Origin of the sequence: Streptomyces sp. NPDC041068, from assembly GCF_040647455.1 — a bacterium.
Classification (GTDB): Bacteria; Actinomycetota; Actinomycetes; order Streptomycetales; family Streptomycetaceae; genus Streptomyces.
On the sequence record NZ_JBEZCG010000006.1, the window covers coordinates 458793 to 476476 of the forward strand.

Genomic DNA, 17684 nt, shown 5'->3' on the forward strand with positions numbered 1-17684 from the left:
CCGCGGTGCTGCGAAAGCCGCCGCCCGTCGCGATCGTCGGCATGGCGGTCACCCTCCCGGGGGCCGCCGACCTCGACACGTACTGGCACAACGTCCGTACGGGGGCGGACGCCATCTCCGAGGTCCCGCACGCCCGTTGGGACCAGGACGAGTACTACCGGCCCGACGCGATCTACTGCCGCCGCGGCGGCTTCGTCGACGACCTGCCCGAACTCGCCGCCTTCGACCCGACCGCGTACGGCATCATGCCCGGCTCGGTCCCCGCCACCGAACCGGACCAGCTGATCGCGCTGCGCACCGCGGCCGCCGCCCTCGCCGACGCGGGACGCGGCGGACCGCCCCCCGACCCCGCGCGGGTCGGCGTGGTCCTGGGCAGGGGCGGCTATCTGACGGACGGCCTGGCCCGCCTCGACCAGCGCGTCCGTACGTCCGGCCAACTCATCCGCACGCTGCGGGAGTTGCTGCCCGACCTCGGCGAGGACCGTCTGGCGGAGGTCCGCGAGGCCTTCTGCGAGGCCGTCGGCGGGCCGCGCACCCCCGAGTCCGTGATCGGCCTCGTCCCGAACTTCGCCGCGTCCCGCATCGCCAACCGCCTCGACCTGCGCGGCCCCGCGTACACGGTCGACGCCGCCTGCGCCTCGTCCCTGGTCGCGGTCGACCAGGCGGTGACGGAACTCGCCTCGGGGCGCTGCGACATGATGCTCGCCGGCGGCGTCCACCACTGCCACGACATCACGCTCTGGTCGGTCTTCGCCCAGCTCCGCGCCCTGTCCCCGTCGCAGCGGATCCGCCCCTTCCACCGCGAGGCGGACGGCGTCCTGATGGGCGAGGGCACGGGCGTCGTGGTGCTCAAGCGCCTCGACGACGCCCTGCGGGACGGAGACAGGGTCTACGCGGTCGTACGAGGGGTCGGCATCGCCGGTGACGGGCGCGCCGCCTCCCTGGTCAACCCCGACCCGGGCGGGCAGGCGCGGGCCGTCCGCCTCGCCTGGCAGGCGGCGGGCCTCGACCCGACGGCCCCCGGCTCCCTCGGCCTCCTGGAGGCGCACGGCACGGGCACGCCGAACGGTGACGGCGCCGAAATGGCCACGCTGGCCGAGGTGTTCGGAGCCGCGCGCGAGCCGGACGCGGTCATCGGCTCGGTCAAGTCGCAGATCGGCCACACGATGCCGGCGGCGGGCGTGGCGGGCCTGGTCAAGGCGGCCCTGGCCATCCACCACGGTGTGCTCCCCCCGATGCCCCACTGCGACGACCCCCACCCCGACCTCCTCCCGACCCGGTTCCGCCCCCTGTCGGAGGCAAGACCTTGGGAGACGGACGTGCGCCGCGCGGCGGTCAACGCCTTCGGCTTCGGCGGGATCAACGCGCATGTGGTCTTGGAGCAGCCTCCGATGCCGACCGGTGGCCCGGGGCGCGGGCAGGGGGTGCGCGCAGCTTCCCCCGCCCTGTCCCGCTCCGGCTGTGGGCAGGCGTTCCGCACGGCGAGTGAGGTCTCCCCTGCCCGAGCGGAGTCGAGAGCTTGGGGAAGGGTGGGCACAGCCTCCACCGCCGGGCACCGTGAACGAGGCGCTACTTCGGTCGACGAGCCCGAACTCCTGCTGCGCCTGGCCGCCCGCACTCCGCAGGAGCTCGCAGAGCTGCTGGATGCCGAGGACATCGAGCTCCGTGCCGAGCGAGGAGACCCAGGCCGAGGCCCAGCCCGCGTGGCCATCCTCGATCCCACCCCCAAGCGCCTCGCCTTGGCGAGATCCGCCGCCGCCAAGGCAAAGCTCTGGGGCGGCCGAAGCGACGTATGGTGCGCCCCCGAGCCCCTCCTCACCCCGCACGCCCACGGCAAAACCGCCTTCCTCTTCCCCGGCCTGGAGGCCGAGTTCACCCCGCAGGTCGACGACATCGCCCGCCACTTCGGCCTCCCGAGGCCGGACGGCCTCGACGCCCGCGTGGGCGACGTGGCCGAACACGGCGCCGCCGTGGTCCGCGTGGGCCGCCTCCTGTCCACCGCCCTGTCCCGCATCGGCATCACCCCGGACGCCGTCGCGGGCCACAGCGTCGGCGAATGGACGGCCATGGTCGCGGGCGGCATGTTCGCGGACGACGAAGTGGACGCGTTCCTCGGCGACTTCGACCCCTCCGTGCTCCGCGTCCCCGGCCTCGCCTTCGCCGCCTTCGGCGCCCCCGCAGCCCAGGTGACGGCGGCACTCGCGCGGTACCCCGGAGTCGTCCTCTCCCACGACAACGCCCCCCGCCAGTCCGTCGCCTGTGGCCCGTACGCCGAAGTGGAGGCGCTCGCCGAGCAGTTGAGAGCGGACGGCGTGCTCGGACAAGTGCTGCCGTTCGAGTCCGGCTTCCACACGCCGATGCTGGAGCCGTACCTCGCGCCCATCCAGGAGGCGAGCGAGCGGTTCACCCTGCACGGGGCGACGGTGCCGGTGTGGTCGGGGACGACCGCCTCGCCGTTCCCCGAGGAGAAGCGGGAGGTGCGGGCGCTGTTCGTGCGGCACCTGCTCGAACCCGTGCGGTTCCGACAGCTCGTGGAGGCTTTGTACGCCGATGGGGTACGGGCGTTCGTTCAGCTCGGCTCGGGTCAGTTGCCGGCCCTGGTCGGCGACACGCTGGCCTCGCGGGACCACCTCGCGGTGAGCGCGAACTCGCCCCGGCGGGACGGGATGTCGCAGCTTCGGAGAGTTGCCGCGGGGCTGTGGGCGTGCGGGGCGGAGCCGGACTTCTCGGCGCTCGCCGGGCGCCGGGGGGTCAGTGGTGCCGTACCCGTGGCCCTGGGCGCCGCACTGGTCTCCCTGGCCCCCGCGACCAGGGACCGGCTTCGTTCGGCCCTGCGTACGGGTGCCCGCCACGACGTCCTCGCCCCGGTCGCCGCCCGGTTCCCGGCGGCGGGGGAGCTGCGGGCCCTGCTCGACTCCACGGCGTCACTGGCCGCCGAACTGTTCACCGGGCACACCGCAAAGACGTCTCCCACCCGCCCGCCCGTCACTCCGCAGCAGCCCGCCCCCGCACCCCAGGCGGCCCCCACCCGGGGTGGGCAACCGCCGGCCCCAGCAAGAGAAGCAGCCCCCGACGGTGGGCAAACCCGCACCTCGGCTCCTGTCCCCACCCCTGCAATCCAAACAACCCACCCCCTCCACATCAACGTCACCACCATGCCCCACCTGTTGGACCACTGCTTCTTCAAGCAGCCCCCCAACTGGCCGGACGTGGCGGACCGTTGGCCGGTCGTCCCCGCCACCACCCTCGTCCAGCTGATGATGGACGTCGTTCCCCAAGGAGCGGCGCCCGGCGGCGACCTCCCCGTCACCGTCCGAGACGCCCGCTTCCTGGAGTGGGTCGTCGCCGAGCCCGCGGCCCAGGTCGACCTGACGGTCGAGACGCAGGCCCCCGGCCGGTACGACGTGAACTTCGGACGGCACGCCAGAGCCACCGTCGAGACGGCCGCCGCATACCCCCCGGCCCCCACCCCCTGGCCCGTCCCCGCGACCGAGCGCCCGCCCACCGTCTCCGCCCAGGAGATGTACGACGAGCGGTGGATGTTCCACGGGCCCCTCTTCCGCGGCGTCACCCGCATCGACGCCCTCGGCGACCGTCACGTACGCGGCGTCCTCACCGCGCCGCCCGCCCCCGGCGCACTCCTCGACAACGTCGGCCAGCTCCTCGGCTACTGGCTGATGGCCACCCACACCGACCGCACCGTCGTCTTCCCCGTCGGCATCCGCGAGGCCCGCTTCCACGGGCCGCACCCGGCGCCCGGCACGGAGCTGCGCTGCGACATCCGTGTCACGGCCCTGACCGAGACGGTCCTGGAAGCCGACGTACAGCTCAGCCACGAAGGCCACGAAGGCCACGAAGGCCACGAAGGCCACGAAGGCCATGAAGGCCATGAAGGCCACGAAGGCCATGAAGGCCATGAAGGCCACAACCGCACCGTGTGGGCCGAGATCCGCGGCTGGCAGGACCGCCGCTTCGACTCCCCGGCCCGCATCGACCCGGTCAAGCGCAGGCCCGAGGAGAACACCCTCTCCGACGAGCAGCCCGGCGGCTGGCAGCTCGTCTTCGAGTACTGGCCCGACCCCGCCTCGCGGGACCTGATGATGCGCAACCAGCTCGCGGGGGACGAGCGCCGCCAGTACGCCGCGCACCCGCCGCGCGGCAAACGGCAGTGGTTCCTCGGCCGGATCGCCGCGAAGGACGCGATCCGCAGGCACCTGTGGCGGCACGGCGAGGGCCCGGTCTTCCCCGGCGAGGTCCGCGTCCGCAACGAGGACAGCGGCAGACCCCGCCCGGAAGGCGTGCACGGACGCGAGATCCCGCCCCTGGAGCTCTCGTTGGCGCACTGCGCCGAGGCCGCCGTCGCCCTGGTGCGCCCGCCCGGCGAGGGCCCCGTCGGCATCGACATCGAGGAGATCGCCGAGCGCCCTGACACCACGTACGACGCCGTCCTCGCCCCGTCCGAACGCGCCCTCTTCGACGGTCTCGCCGCCCGCGACGGCGACCGGGCCCGCACCCTGACCCGCTTCTGGGCCGCCAAGGAGGCCGCGGCCAAGGCGGAGGGCACCGGCATGGGCGGCCGCCCGCGCGACTTCACGGTGACCGCGGCCGAGGACGGCGCCCTGACCGTGCGGACGCCCGCGGCCCGCGCCCATCGCGTCCGCATCGCCGAGACCGCGAACCCGCCGGGCCTGCCGCCCCGCGGCTATGTCGTCGCCTGGACCGACTCGTCCGACCCGACCGAGGAGAACCCGGAATGACCACCCCCGCCACGACTCCCGTCACCGGCCCCGCCACCACCCCCGCCACCGACCCGGTCGCCGACGAGAGCGCCGTCCTCGCCGGTCTCACCGACGCCCTGCGCTCCGTGCTCGACGAGGCCGAGCTCGACGCGACACCGATCACCATGGACACCCGCTTCGTCGAGGACCTCGACCTGGAGTCCATCGACCTGGTCACCCTCACCGGCGAGCTGCGCCGCCGCTACGGCGACCGCGTGGACTTCCCCGCCTTCTTCGCCTCGCTCGAACTCTCCGAGATCATCGGGCTCTCCGTCGGCCAGGTGGTCCGCTACGTGAGCGGGCAGCTGCGGTGACGCTCGTCGAAGCGGGCGGTGCCCGCCTCAACGTCGAGCGGCTCGGTCAGGCGGGCGGCGAGACCGTCGTGCTTGTGCACGGCATCGCCACGGACAACCTCACCAGCTACTACTTCACCGTCGCGCCCGAGTTCGCGGCCGCCGGATACGACGTCGTGATGTACGACCAGCGCGGCCACGGCCGCAGCGCACGGCCCGAACAGGGCTACCGGGTCGAGGAGTTCACCGCCGACCTCGCGGCGCTCCTCGACGCCCTCGACATCCGCCGCCCCGTCCACCTCGTCGGCAACTCCTTCGGCGGGACCGTCGCCCTCGACCTGGCCCTGCACCACCCCGACCGGGTCGCCAGTGTCCTCATGGTCGAGTCGGAGCCGCCCACCGCCGCCTGGGCCGAGAAGATGAGCGGGCTGCTCGCCGGCTCCGCGTACAAACTGCGCGACGAGCGCACGCTGCCGTGGATCGAGGAGACGTACGGACGCCACGAGGCCCGTCTCGTGCGGTGGGCGCAGCGCATCCTGCACGGCACCAGCATCGCCGAGGACATCGCCGCGAGCCGCATCCCGGACGAGGACCTGTGGCGCTCCCTCGACATCCCCGTCCTCGCGGTCTACGGCGCCAATTCCGACCTCGCCGACATGGCGCCCTGGCTGGAGGAGCTCCTGCCGCTGTGCCGCACCCTCAAGGTCGAGGGGCACGGGCACTCGGTCCTCGTCGGCACCCCGGAGACCGTCGGGCCGCTCCTCCTGGACTGGGTGGGCGAGGGCCACAGGGAGCTCGCCCGCAGCGGCAGCGGGGTGGCGTCGTCATGAGCCGCTTCCTCCTCGTCGTGCCGCCGCTCGTCGGGCACATCAACCCGCTGGTCGGCGTCGCCGCCGAACTGGAGGCCCGCGGCCACCGCGTCGCCTGGGCGGGCCACCCGGAGCCGATCGCCCAACTGGTCGGCCCCGAGGCCGAGTCGTACGCCTGCGCGACCCCGCAGGAGCTGACCAGACCGCCCGAACTGCGCGGCGTCGCGGCCCTGCAGTTCCTGTGGCAGAAGTGCTTCGGCCCCCTCGCCGATGCCATGGCGCCCGGCGTCGAGCGGGCGGTCGACGCGTTCCGTCCCGATGTCGTCGTCGCCGACCAGCAGGCGCTGGCGGGCGCCCTGGTCGCCGAGCGGCGCGGCATCCCGTACGCCACGTCGGCCACCACGACCGCCGAGTTCAGCGGCGCCCTGGAGGGCATGCCGAAGGTGGCCGAGTGGATCGAGGGGATCGTCGGCGGCCTTCGCGCACGCCTCGGCGACCCCGCGGCGACCCACGACCCGCGCTTCTCGCCGCACCTGCAGATCGCCTTCAGCACCCCCGAGCTCGCCGGCTGCGACGCCCCGCAGGCCCGCTGGGTCGGCCCCGCGATCGCCGAACGGCCCGCGCCGGACTTCCCCTGGGAGTGGCTCGACCCCGCCCGCTCCCTCGTCCTCGTCTCGCTCGGCACCGCCAACACCGACACCGGCGGCCGCTTCCTGGCCGAGTGCGCCGCCGCGGTGCGGGAGCGCGCGGGACGGCTGCAGACGGTGCTCGTCGACCCCGGCGGCGTCCTCGACACGGGCTCCGACGCCGATGTCCTGATCGCCTCCCGGGTGCCCCAACTCCCGCTCCTGGAGCGGGCGTCTGCGGTGGTCTGCCACGCCGGGCACAACACCGTCGCCGAGTCGCTGTGGCACGGCGTCCCGCTGGTCGTCGCCCCCATCCGCGACGACCAGCCGGTGATCGCCGCCCAGGTCACCGCGGCGGGCGCGGGCGTGCGCGTGCGGTTCGGGCGGGCGGGACGCGCACAGCTGGGGGCGGCCCTCGACGCCGTGCTCACCGACCCGGCGTACGCCACGGCCGCCCGGCGCGTGCGCGACGCCTTCCGCGCGGCGGGCGGCGCCCCGGCGGCCGCCGCGCACCTCGAAAAGCTCGCGGTCTGACCCCCGCGTCCGGATGAAGCCCTCCGCGGCCCCAGCCCTCACAGCCCCCCACACTCCAGGAGCACGACCATGACCACGGATGCCGCCCAGCAGGTCGCCGACCGGCGCCCCGCCTACCTCGCCGAACTCGCCCAGGGCACCGAACGGTTCCACGAGCCGCGCCGCACCGACTGCCCCTGGTGCGGCTCCGCGCGCCTGCGGGTGCGGCTGCGCACCACCGACCTGATCCAGCACAAGCCGGGCACCTTCACGGTCGACCAGTGCGGCGACTGCGCCCACTCCTTCCAGAACCCCCGCCTCACCCCCGAGGGCCTGGACTTCTACTACCGGGACTTCTACGACGGGCTCGGCGGCAAGGAGGCCGAGAAGCTCTTCGGCGCCGAGTCGAGCACCAAGCGCTACCTCGCCAGCGCCCGCGCGCTGCGCGTCTTCGACGAGCCCGAGTGCTGGCTGGACGTCGGCACCGGCCACGGGCACTTCCCGGCCGTCGCCAAGCAGGTCCTGCCGTACACGTCCTTCGACGGCCTCGACCTGAGCGACGGCGTCGAGGAGGGCGTGCGGCACGGGCGCATCGAGGAGGGCCACCGCGGCCATCTCACCCAGCTCGCGGAGTCCCTCGCGGGCCGCTACGACGCGATGAGCATGTTCCACTACCTGGAGCACAGCCTCGACCCGCGCGAGGAGATCAAGGCGGCGCGGACCGTGCTGCGCCCCGGCGGGCACCTGATGATCGAGGTCCCTGACCCCGAGTCCCGCTACACCAAGCTGCTCGGCAAGTGGTGGGTGTCGTACTTCCAGCCGCAGCACCTGCACTTCGTGCCGATCGCCAACCTCCGCAAGGAGCTGGAGGGGCTGGGCTTCACCGTCGTCGCCGAGGAGCGCCGCGAGCCCCACATCCCGTTCGACCTGACGACAGCGCTCGCGCTGTTCCTCAACTGCCATCTGCCCAAGGCCGACGCCCCCTGGCGCGCCAAGGCCGCGACGCCGCTCCAGCTCAAGCTGCGGCAGGCCGCGTGGTGGGCGTCGGTGCCGCTGTTCGCGGTGGCGTACGGCCTCGACAAGTTCCTGCCGCCGCTGCTCACCCGCACCGGCTTCTCCAACGCCTACCGGGTCATCGCACGCAGAGGCGACGACAAGTGACGTACGGAGAAAGGGAGTTCGCGGGCCGCACCGCGCTGGTCACCGGGGCGGCCTCCGGCATCGGCCTCGCCGTCGCCCGCCGCCTCGCCGCGGCCGGCGCCGCCGTCGCCTGCGCCGACCGGGACGCGGAGGGCGCGGGGAAGGCCGCGGCCGAGCTGACCTCGTCGGGAGCGCACGCCATCCCGGTGACGGTGGACGTCACGGACCCGGCGCAGGTCGAGGCCGCCGTCGCCACCACCGTGTCGGTCTTCGGGGCGCTCCACCTCGCCGTCAACAACGCGGGCGTCGCGGGACCCACGGTGCTCACCGCCGAACTCGACCCGGCCGAGTGGCGCCGCGTGGTGGACGTGAACCTGCACGGCGTCTTCCACGGACTGCGCTACGAGATCCCGGCGCTGCTCGCGGCGGGCGGCGGCGCGATCGTCAACATGTCGTCGGTGCTCGGCGTGAGCGGCTTCCTCGGCTCGGCCGCGTACAGCGCCGCCAAGCACGCGGTCGTGGGCCTCACCAAGAGCGCCGCGATCGAGTACGCCGCCCAGGGCGTCCGCATCAACGCGGTCGGCCCCGGCTTCGTCGAGACCCCGCTGCTGGCCGGGGCCGACCAGGGGGTGCGCGACCTGTTGGTCTCCCTGCACCCGGCGGGCAGGCTCGGCACACCGGAGGAGGTGGCGGAGGTGACGGCGTTCCTGTTGTCGGACAGGGCATCGTTCACGCACGGCGCGCACTACTTGGTGGACGGCGCGTACACAGCTCCGTAAGAGGACGAGCCCCGTACGGGGCGTGGGGAACTGCGCGACCAGTCACAGAGGTCTCGCAGTTCCCCACAGACCTCAGCGAAACCAGACCTGACTGACAGCAGGCGAAATGGACCGGAACAGGGGAACCCGGTGCTGCCGCTCGATCAACCGCCCGAGCCGCCCCCGCCCCCGGGGCATGGTCAGAGCCCGCACCTCTCCGATGCCAGGGTGCGCGGAGCGCAACTTGTACCGCTCGTCGCCCGCCATGGCCCAGTACATGGGCGGAATGGTGAGATCGCCGACCCGAAGTCGGCGACCCCGCGTCGCCTTGGCGACCCACCGCGGCATCGAGTCCAGGACAAGCGATCCGCCCGGCAGCCGCTCGGCGCAGGCGGCGAGGATGTCGCGGACCTCGCCCGGCTTGAGGTACATCATCAGGCCCTGCGCCGTGACGATGACGCCGTTGTCGCGGTCGCGCACCCGGTCCAGCCAGCTCAGGTCGGTGGCGGAGCAGGCCACGACGTGATGGCGCGGGTTCTCGGGGAGCAGCCGCGACCGCAGCGCCGCGGCCTCGGGCAGGTCGACGCTCAGCCACTGCAGGCGCCCGTTGTCGGTGCGCCAGAACCCGGTCTCCAGGCCCTCGCCCAGGGCCACGACGGTCGCGTACGGATGGTCGGCGACGTACTCCTGGACGGCCCGGTCGAAGCAGAGCGAGCGCAGCCCCTGGATCTGCGAGAAGAGCGGGTGCGGCGGACCGAGCCGCTCCTCGAAGGGGTAGTCGATCTCCTCGACGAGTCGCACGGCCATGGGGTCCTCCAGCACGGATTCCGCCCGCCGTGCCTCGCAGGCGCGGTTCCACAGGGTCCACAGCAGGGTTTCGGGCACCCCGTCGAGCCGGGGCCGCACTTTCGGCGCGGCTGCTTGCGATGTCTCTGAGCGTTCTTCGGCGATGGTCATAAAGGCAGCTCAAAGCACGCGCCGGTGACGGGCAAGCCGACACGAGCGACGTTCAGCCACGTAGCGGCAGGGCCTGTCCCGCCACGATCAGCAACACGTGTTCGCACTCCGCGGCGAACGCGGCGTTGAGACGGCCCAGTTCGTCGCGGTAGCGGCGGCCCGATGCCGTGGCGGGGACGATGCCGGAGCCGACCTCGTTCGAGACGGCGACGACCGTGCGCCTGCTCGCGCGCACCGCGTCCGCGAGCTCGGCGACCCGGGCCCGCAGCTCGCGCTCCCCGCCGCCCGCCCACTCGGCGTCGTCCCACGCCTTCACCTCGTCCATGACGTGGGTCAGCCACAGCGACAGGCAGTCGATGAGCAGCGGCGGCCCGTCCTGCGCGAGCAGCGGTACCAGGTCGCAGGTCTCCGCGGTCCGCCAGGAGCCGGGGCGCCGCTCCCGGTGCAGGCTCACGCGCTGGGCCCACTCGGCGTCGCCGTTCCTGGTTCCGCCCGTCGCCACGTACAGCACGTCGGGGAACGCCTCCAGGCGCCGCTCGGCCTCCACGGACTTGCCCGAGCGCGCGCCGCCGAGGACGAGGGTGCGGCGCGGCACGTCCGGTACGTCCTCGTAGGCGCCGACCGCCAACGTCGTCCCGTCCGGCACGGCCCGCGCGCCCACGGCCGCGAGACGGCGCGTCAGCTCCCTGCCGGGCGGCACCTCGTGGCCGATGTGGACCGCGATGACGTCCGTGGTGGGCCCGACGGTCCCCGCCGCGCGCAGCCGGGCGAGCCCGTCGGGGCGCCCGACGACATCGGCGACGACCATCTCGTACGGAATCCGCCGGGCGTCGCCGTTCCCCTCCAAGAGCCCCGCGGGCGCGCCGCCCGGCGGCAGATACAGCAGCCGCTCGCCGTCGGGCCCCGTCACCTCGTACCCGGAGCCGGGCGCGTCGAGGGCCACCGCGCGCACCCGGTGCCCGGTGAGCAGTGCCAGCTCCCGGCCGTCCGCGACCCGCCCCGGCTGCGGCAGGCCCGCGGGGACCTCGACCGCGGGCCCGTCGTGCGGATGGGAGAGCAGCACCTGACGCACTCCGCCGAGCGAGTGCCCCGCGCGGGCGGCCGCGAAAGCGGCACCGGGGGTGAGGTCGAGCAGCAGGACGCCGTCCACGAGCAGCGCGGTGGCGGCGCGTGCCGCGTCACCGAGCGCGGTCGCGCAGGCCGCGCAGGGGCAGTCGGGGAGGGGCAGTCCTCCGGGGGCACCGGTGCCGAGCAGAGTCAGTTCCACACGAAGATCCTCCCGCGTCGGGTCCAGCGCCGCGCGCCCGGCTAGGCTTCAAGCGGATTCAGGCGGTTCTCAGGCCGCGAAGGGACCTTCGGGAGGCTGACATGGCGGCATGGACGTGGCGGTTCGAGAAGGCGGACGGGACGGAGGTCCAGCCCGCGGTGCAGCCCGAGGAGTTCACCACACAGGGCGACGCGGAGTCCTGGGTCGGTGAGTACTGGAAGGCGCTGGCCGAGGGCGGCGCCGACCAGGTGACACTCTTCGAGGACACCAACGAGATCTACGGCCCGATGAGCCTGCACGCGGACGCGGAGGACGCGTCGGCGTAGCGAGCACGTCGAGCGAGAGAGGGGCGGTGGCGCAATCCCGGCCACCGCCCCTCTCCCATGTCACGCGCCCGGCTACATCTCGCCGAGAGTGACGTCCGCGGTCTTCTCGTTCCCGTCGCGCACGTACGTGACCTGGACCTTCTGGCCCGGCTTGGCCGAGGCGAGCACCTCGGAGAGTGAGTTGACGGTGGTGATCTCCTCGTCCCCGACCCGGGTGATGATGTCGCCGGCCTCGATCCCGGCCTCGGCCGCGGCGCCGTCCTTCGGGGCCTCGACGACGGCCACGCCCGCGGGCCGGTAGTCGTCGCCGAGGACGGTGCGTCCGGTGATGTCGAGCGCGGCCCGGCCCGAGTCGGTGACCTTGCCGTCCTTGATGATCTGGTCGGCGACGGTCTTCACCATGGAGGACGGGATGGCGAAGCCGATGCCGGGCGCGGCGCTGTCGCCCATGTCGGGGTCGGTCGCGGCGAGCGTCGGGATGCCGATGACCTGACCGTCGAGGTCGACGAGCGCGCCTCCGCTGTTGCCCGGGTTGATCGCGGCCGAGGTCTGCACCATGTTGGCGATGGTCGCCCCGGTCCCGCCGCCGGAGCGCCCCTCGCTGACGGTGCGCCCGACGGCCGACACGATGCCCTGCGTGACGCTGGACGACAGGCCGAGCGGGGAGCCCATGGCCAGCACGATCTGCCCGACCTCGGCCTTGGCGGAGTCGCCGAACTTCGCGGCCTTCAGCCCGCCGGGCACCTCGCCGAGCTTGATGACGGCGAGGTCCTGCTCGGGGTAGGCGGCGACCAGCTCGGCGGAGAGCGCCTGCTCGCCGGTGGCGGTGGTGACCTTGAAACGCTTCTCGTCGCCCACGACGTGGGCGTTGGTGACGATGTGCCCCTTGTCGTCGTAGACGACGCCGGAGCCGAGACTGTCGGCGGCGTCGATCTGGACGACGGACGGCAGGACGTCCTTGATCACCTTCTGGTAGTCGTCCTGCAGATCGTTCGCGGCGGCGGGCGCGGCCTGAGTGGTGCCCTCGCCGGAGCCACCGGACGCGGACCCGGAGGAGGAGCACCCGCTGACGAGGGCGAGGGCGGAGAGGGCGGAGACGAGAGACACGGAGAGAACGCGCGTACGGGAGAGATCCATGCCCCGAGTGTCGTTTTCGCCCCTGCGTACTGCTCGTCACCGCAGGGCAAACGGGTGGGCGGGTGGGAAAAGTCGCCGCGAAGCGGCGCCTAGGCCCGCACCCCACAAAGATGCAGAAGAGCAGCGACCCGCCGATAAGGATCAAGCCGCCCGGCCCGCTCCTCCACCGCGAGCAAGGACTCCAACTCCGCATCCGACGGCAACGCCGGATCATCCCCCACCGTGTCCGTGAAGACCCGCACCCCGTACCAGACCTGCAACGGCGCCGCGATCCCCGCCAAGGTGGCGGTCAACGCGTCGAGCCGGTCCGCACGGGCGTCCACCCCGATCCGATTGCGGTACGCGACGGAGTCGAAGGAGTCGAGCGCCCCCGCCCAGTCCCCGGCGAGGCCCGGCCGCATGGCCAGCGCGTCGCCGTTGCGCACCAGGAGCGAGAGGAGACCGCCGGGCGCCAGCATCCGGGCGAGCCCGGCGAGCAGGGCATCGGGCTCCTCGACGTACATCAGTACGCCGTGGCAGAGCACCACGTCGAAGCTGCCGGGCAGGAAGTGCACCCCGGTCTGGTGTCCGTCGCCCTCGACGATCCGCACCCGCCCCCGGATGCCCTCGGGCTCCTCGGCGAGCGCCGCGCGTGCGGCGGCGATCATGTCGGGGTCCTGCTCGACCCCCGTCACCTTGTGCCCGGCACGGGCGAGCCGCAGCGCCTGCGTGCCCTGGCCCATGCCGACGTCGAGCACCCGCAGCCGCTGCCCCACGGGGAAGCGCGCGGCTATCTGCTCGTCCAGCTGCCGGGCCACCAGTTCCTGGCGTACGACGTTACGCAGGCCGCCCAGCTTCGACAGCCAGGCCCCCGCCCCGCCGGAGAATCCGCTCAGGGCCGCTCTCCGCGCTTGACCATCGGCTTCGGCAGACGCAGTCGGCGCATCTGGAGCGTACGCATCAGGGCGTAGGCGACGGCGCCCTTCTTGCTCTCGCTCGGGAAGCGCTCGTTCAGGCGCTTCTTCAGGCGGAACGCGGTGGCGATCGAGTCGACGATGATCAGCACGATCACGAAGAGCCAGAGCAGCAGCGCGATGTTCTGCAGCTGGGGCACGCGGACCATGCTCAGGACGAGGATGATCACCGCGAGCGGCAGGAAGAACTCGGCGATGCAGAAGCGCGAGTCCACGAAGTCGCGGGCGAACTTGCGCACGGGGCCCTTGTCGCGGGCGGGCAGGTACCGCTCGTCGCCGCTGGCCAGCGCCTCGCGCTGCTTGGCCATCTGGGCACGGCGCTCGTCGCGCTGCCGCTTGGCGGCCTCCTTGCGCGTCGTCGGCGTGTTCGTCACGCTGCGACGCTGCGACTGGGCCATGGCGCGCTTGGGGGTGGGGCGGCCCTTGGGGGCCTGCGGGTCACGGGGCTGCTTGGAGTCGGTCACCGGCGCCTGCGCGGCCGGGGCCTTCTCTTCCTTGGATCGGCTACGGAACACAAAAACCAAGGGTACGGGGTGCGGGGGCATGGACCCCAGGGGAGTGGGGAACGATCCGGCAACACCGGGCGTCTTGATTTACGTGCCTAAGGGGACGTAGCAGGCGGTAAGCGGCTGGTCCGGCGGTGTCGGCCCGGTCGCTTCGGTGGCGCTTCACAGGGGTGCACCTACTCCTTACGCCGGAGCGGTGCCGGACGCAGTCGTCCTTGGGGATGAGCGCATCCGCACGCGAACGGTGCGGTAATGGATGCAGGGCCCGTACTGTGGGTTCTGAGCAGTACCTGGAGCTGGAAGTCCGTCAGAAGGGGGCGCGCGAAGCCCATGAGCGGTGTCATGAAGCGTATGGGGATGATCTTCCGCGCGAAGGCGAACAAGGCCCTTGACCGGGCCGAGGACCCGCGCGAGACCCTCGATTACTCGTACCAGAAGCAGCTGGAGCTGCTGCAGAAGGTGCGCCGCGGCGTCGCCGATGTGGCGACCTCCCGCAAGCGCCTCGAGCTGCAGCTGAGCCAGCTCCAGAAGCAGTCCTCGACCCTGGAGGACCAGGGCCGCAAGGCGCTCGCGCTCGGCCGCGAGGACCTGGCCCGCGAGGCCCTCTCCCGCCGCGCCGCGCTCCAGCAGCAGGTGACGGACCTGGAGACGCAGCACCAGACGCTCCAGGGCGAGGAGGAGAAGCTCACCCTCGCGGCCCAGCGTCTGCAGGCCAAGGTCGACGCCTTCCGTACGAAGAAGGAGACGATCAAGGCCACGTACACCGCCGCCCAGGCGCAGACCCGCATCGGGGAGGCCTTCTCGGGCATCTCCGAGGAGATGGGTGACGTCGGCATGGCGATCCAGCGCGCCGAGGACAAGACCGCGCAGCTCCAGGCGCGGGCCGGCGCGATCGACGAACTGCTCGCCTCCGGTGCCCTCGACGACTCCTCCGGCCTCGCCAAGGACGACATCCAGTCCGAGCTGGACCGCCTCTCCGGTGGTACAGATGTAGAGCTGGAACTGCAGCGCATGAAGGCGGAGCTCGCGGGCGGATCCAGCAGCGGGCAGCAGGCGATCGAAGGCGGCCAGGGACAGTCCCAGCCGCAGCAGCAGCCGCAGGACACCCCGCGCTTCGACAAGCAGTAGCCCTACGCACGTCCTGAGGAGGACGACATGATCGTACGGATCATGGGGGAGGGGCAGGTGAAGCTGGCCGACAGCCACTTCGCCGAACTGAACAAGCTGGACGACGAGCTGCTCGAGGAGATGGAGAGCGGCGACGAGCCCGGCTTCCGCCGCACGCTGCACGCGCTCCTGGACAAGGTCCGGGAGCTCGGCACGCCTCTTCCGGACGACGCCCTGGAGCCCTCGGAACTGATCCTCCCGGCCCCGGACGCGTCCCTGGACGAGGTCCGAGAAATGCTGAGCGACGACGGCTTGATCCCGGGCTGAAACGGGGCGCACGGCAGCTGCGCCCCCGTGAGGGGGCGCGGGGAACTGCGCGACGAGCCACATCGAACCCGCAGTCGACGAGAGACCGTATGTCTCGCGACAGGCCCCCACCGGCCCGCAGCCGACACAGAGACCCCAGTTCTGGTGAGGGCCCCTGCCAAGGCCCCGTACCGTTGAGCGGTGACCACTCTCCTGCGAGGCCGTGGCTGGGCCAGAACACACCCGCTGGCGGTGGACGCGGCGCTCGCCTCCGCCGTCCTCGTCTGCATGGTCGTCGGCTCCTTCGTCGAGCCCTACGGAGAGCACGGCCCCACCTGGGGCACCCGCACCCCCGACGCCCCGAGCCTTCTCCTGATGGCGCTCGGCGCCCTCGCCCTGGTCTTCCGCCGCCGCGCCCCCTGGGCCGTCCTCGCGGCGACCTGCGCTGCCGCCCTCGTCGAGCTGCTCACCGGTGAACCCCGCGCCCCCGTCGTGATGTGCGCGGTCATCGCGCTGTTCACCGTCGCCGCCACCACCGACCGTTCCACGACCTGGCGGATCGGCGTGGTCACCATGACAGGCCTCACCGGCGTCGCGATGCTCAGGGGCCCCCTGCCCTGGTACGCCCAGGAGAACCTCGGCATCTTCGCCTGGACCGGCATGGCCGCCGCCGCGGGCGACGCCGTGCGCAGCCGCCGCGCCTTCGTGAACGCCATAAGGGAGCGTGCCGAGCGCGCGGAGCGCACCAGGGAGGAAGAGGCCCGGCGCCGCGTCGCCGAGGAGCGGCTGCGGATCGCCCGCGACCTGCACGACGTGGTCGCCCACCACATCGCCCTGGTCAACGTGCAGGCCGGCGTCGCGGCGCACGTCATGGACAAGCGGCCCGACCAGGCCAAGGAAGCCCTCTCGCACGTACGCGACGCGAGCCGCTCCGCGCTGGGTGAACTCCGTGCCACCGTCGGGCTGTTGCGGCAGACCGGCGACCCCGAGGCCCCCACCGAACCGGCACCGGGACTGCACCGCCTTGACGAACTCGTCGAGACGTTCCGCAACGCGGGCCTGCCCGTGGAGGTGGCGCTCGGCCAGATCGGCCTCGACCTGCCCGCGGCCGCCGACCTCGCCGCGTTCCGGATCATCCAGGAGGCGCTCACCAATGTGCAGAAGCACGCGGGGCCCGGCGCCAAGGCCGAGGTCAGCGTCGTCCGCGTGGGCCCGAACGTGGAGGTCACCGTCATCGACGACGGCCCAGGCCACGACAAGGCCGACGACGAGAAGCACGACGAGAAGCACGACGAGAAGCACGATGAAAAGCACGACGAGAAGCACGTCGGCGGCGGCCACGGCCTGATCGGCATGCGCGAGCGCGTCACCGCCCTCGGCGGCAGCTGCTCGGCAGGGCCCCGCTACGGCGGCGGCTTCCGCGTCCATGCGATCCTGCCCGTCACCACGGCAAAGGGAGGGACCGCGTGACGATCCGGGTACTGCTCGCCGACGACCAGGCCTTGCTGCGCAGCGCGTTCAAGGTGCTCGTCGACTCCGAGCCCGACATGGAGGTGGTCGGCGAGGCGTCCGACGGGGCGGAGGCGGTCAGGCTCGCCAAGTCCGAGCGGGCCGACGTGGTCCTGATGGACATCCGCATGCCCGGCACGGACGGTCTCGCGGCCACCCGCATGATCAGCGCCGACCCCGCCCTCACCCACGTACGCGTGGTGATGCTGACGACCTTCGAGGTCGACGAGTACGTGGTGCAGTCGCTGCGCGCGGGCGCCTCCGGGTTCCTCGGCAAGGGCGCCGAGCCCGACGAACTGCTCGGCGCCATCCGCATCGCGGCGGCCGGCGAGGCGCTGCTCTCCCCGGTGGCCACCAAGGGCCTGATCGCCAAGTTCCTTGCGCAGGGCGAGGGTTCGGACGGCGACACTCCGCTGCGCGGCGAGCGGCTCGAGGCGCTCACGGGCCGCGAGCGCGAGGTCCTCGTGCAGGTCGCGGGCGGTCACTCGAACGACGAGATCGCCGAGCGCCTGGAGGTCAGCCCGCTCACCGTGAAGACCCATGTGAACCGAGCGATGGCCAAGCTCGGAGCGCGCGACAGGGCTCAACTCGTCGTCATTGCGTACGAATCGGGCCTGGTACGTCCAAGGGTGGAGTGACCCGAGAGGCGGTGTACTGCGCCCGCAGTATGCGCGGCTCAAGAAATGGTCCTGGGAGTGA

16 protein-coding genes are annotated in these 17684 nt (G+C 72.7%); 11 read left to right on the forward strand and 5 right to left on the reverse strand.

What is annotated here, in order from left to right; all coding sequences use genetic code 11:
* The first annotated feature begins 5 nt into the window (after positions 1-5).
* The 6 genes from AB0B50_RS16810 to AB0B50_RS16835 all read left to right on the forward strand — a co-directional run bounded on the left by AB0B50_RS16810 (position 6) and on the right by AB0B50_RS16835 (position 8938).
* On the forward strand, positions 6-4757 hold the full coding sequence (locus tag AB0B50_RS16810; RefSeq protein ID WP_362331430.1) for a beta-ketoacyl synthase N-terminal-like domain-containing protein: 4752 nt from the start codon (positions 6-8) through the stop codon (positions 4755-4757).
* A complete protein-coding gene (locus AB0B50_RS16815; RefSeq protein ID WP_362331433.1) occupies positions 4754-5092 on the forward strand; it encodes a phosphopantetheine-binding protein in 339 nt (112 codons plus the stop codon). Before AB0B50_RS16810 ends, AB0B50_RS16815 begins: the two co-directional genes overlap by 4 nt.
* Positions 5089-5901 (forward strand): alpha/beta hydrolase, encoded by an 813-nt coding sequence (locus AB0B50_RS16820; protein ID WP_362331436.1) that lies wholly within the window; start codon positions 5089-5091, stop codon positions 5899-5901. The genes AB0B50_RS16815 and AB0B50_RS16820 overlap by 4 nt, the downstream gene beginning before the upstream one ends.
* Positions 5898-7040, forward strand: coding sequence for a glycosyltransferase (locus tag AB0B50_RS16825; protein WP_362331439.1), 1143 nt, complete (start codon positions 5898-5900; stop codon positions 7038-7040). The genes AB0B50_RS16820 and AB0B50_RS16825 overlap by 4 nt, the downstream gene beginning before the upstream one ends.
* 69 nt (positions 7041-7109) lie before the next feature.
* Positions 7110-8180, forward strand: a complete 1071-nt coding sequence (locus AB0B50_RS16830) for a class I SAM-dependent methyltransferase (RefSeq protein ID WP_362331442.1) — start codon at positions 7110-7112, stop codon at positions 8178-8180.
* Entirely contained in the window at positions 8177-8938 is a 762-nt protein-coding gene (locus AB0B50_RS16835) for an SDR family NAD(P)-dependent oxidoreductase (protein ID WP_362331445.1), read from the forward strand. The genes AB0B50_RS16830 and AB0B50_RS16835 overlap by 4 nt, the downstream gene beginning before the upstream one ends.
* A gap of 72 nt (positions 8939-9010) precedes the next feature.
* On the opposite strand, the gene AB0B50_RS16840 is transcribed toward AB0B50_RS16835, so the two are convergent.
* Positions 9011-9802 (reverse strand): class I SAM-dependent methyltransferase, encoded by a 792-nt coding sequence (locus AB0B50_RS16840; protein ID WP_362331448.1) that lies wholly within the window; start codon positions 9800-9802, stop codon positions 9011-9013.
* Between the two features lie 124 nt (positions 9803-9926).
* Entirely contained in the window at positions 9927-11141 is a 1215-nt protein-coding gene (locus AB0B50_RS16845; RefSeq protein WP_362331451.1) for a bifunctional adenosylcobinamide kinase/adenosylcobinamide-phosphate guanylyltransferase, read from the reverse strand.
* 101 nt (positions 11142-11242) lie between these two features.
* Here AB0B50_RS16845 and AB0B50_RS16850 point away from each other — a divergent pair, with 101 nt between their 5' ends.
* Positions 11243-11467, forward strand: coding sequence for a hypothetical protein (locus AB0B50_RS16850; RefSeq protein ID WP_362331453.1), 225 nt, complete (start codon positions 11243-11245; stop codon positions 11465-11467).
* Between the two features lie 72 nt (positions 11468-11539).
* Here AB0B50_RS16850 and AB0B50_RS16855 read toward each other — a convergent pair whose 3' ends face one another.
* From AB0B50_RS16855 to AB0B50_RS16865, 3 genes are all read right to left on the reverse strand, one after another.
* Positions 11540-12604: a trypsin-like peptidase domain-containing protein gene (locus tag AB0B50_RS16855; protein ID WP_362331455.1), complete on the reverse strand. Its 1065-nt coding sequence runs from the start codon at positions 12602-12604 to the stop codon at positions 11540-11542.
* A gap of 89 nt (positions 12605-12693) precedes the next feature.
* Complete coding sequence (locus AB0B50_RS16860) at positions 12694-13401, reverse strand: methyltransferase domain-containing protein (protein ID WP_362331458.1); 708 nt, start codon at positions 13399-13401, stop codon at positions 12694-12696.
* 74 nt (positions 13402-13475) lie between these two features.
* Positions 13476-14102: a DUF3043 domain-containing protein gene (locus tag AB0B50_RS16865; RefSeq protein WP_362331461.1), complete on the reverse strand. Its 627-nt coding sequence runs from the start codon at positions 14100-14102 to the stop codon at positions 13476-13478.
* Between the two features lie 291 nt (positions 14103-14393).
* Here AB0B50_RS16865 and AB0B50_RS16870 point away from each other — a divergent pair, with 291 nt between their 5' ends.
* The 4 genes from AB0B50_RS16870 to AB0B50_RS16885 all read left to right on the forward strand — a co-directional run bounded on the left by AB0B50_RS16870 (position 14394) and on the right by AB0B50_RS16885 (position 17623).
* The gene (locus AB0B50_RS16870) at positions 14394-15191 is read left to right on the forward strand and encodes a PspA/IM30 family protein (protein WP_362331464.1); all 798 of its coding nucleotides are present in this window, start codon (positions 14394-14396) and stop codon (positions 15189-15191) included.
* Between the two features lie 27 nt (positions 15192-15218).
* Positions 15219-15497 carry a hypothetical protein gene (locus AB0B50_RS16875; RefSeq protein ID WP_362331467.1) on the forward strand — a complete coding sequence of 93 codons (279 nt, stop codon included), beginning with the start codon at positions 15219-15221 and terminating at the stop codon, positions 15495-15497.
* Positions 15498-15677: 180 nt separating this feature from the next.
* Positions 15678-16946 (forward strand): histidine kinase, encoded by a 1269-nt coding sequence (locus tag AB0B50_RS16880; RefSeq protein ID WP_362331470.1) that lies wholly within the window; start codon positions 15678-15680, stop codon positions 16944-16946.
* On the forward strand, positions 16943-17623 hold the full coding sequence (locus AB0B50_RS16885; protein ID WP_362331473.1) for a response regulator transcription factor: 681 nt from the start codon (positions 16943-16945) through the stop codon (positions 17621-17623). The genes AB0B50_RS16880 and AB0B50_RS16885 overlap by 4 nt, the downstream gene beginning before the upstream one ends.
* Positions 17624-17684 lie beyond the last annotated feature (61 nt).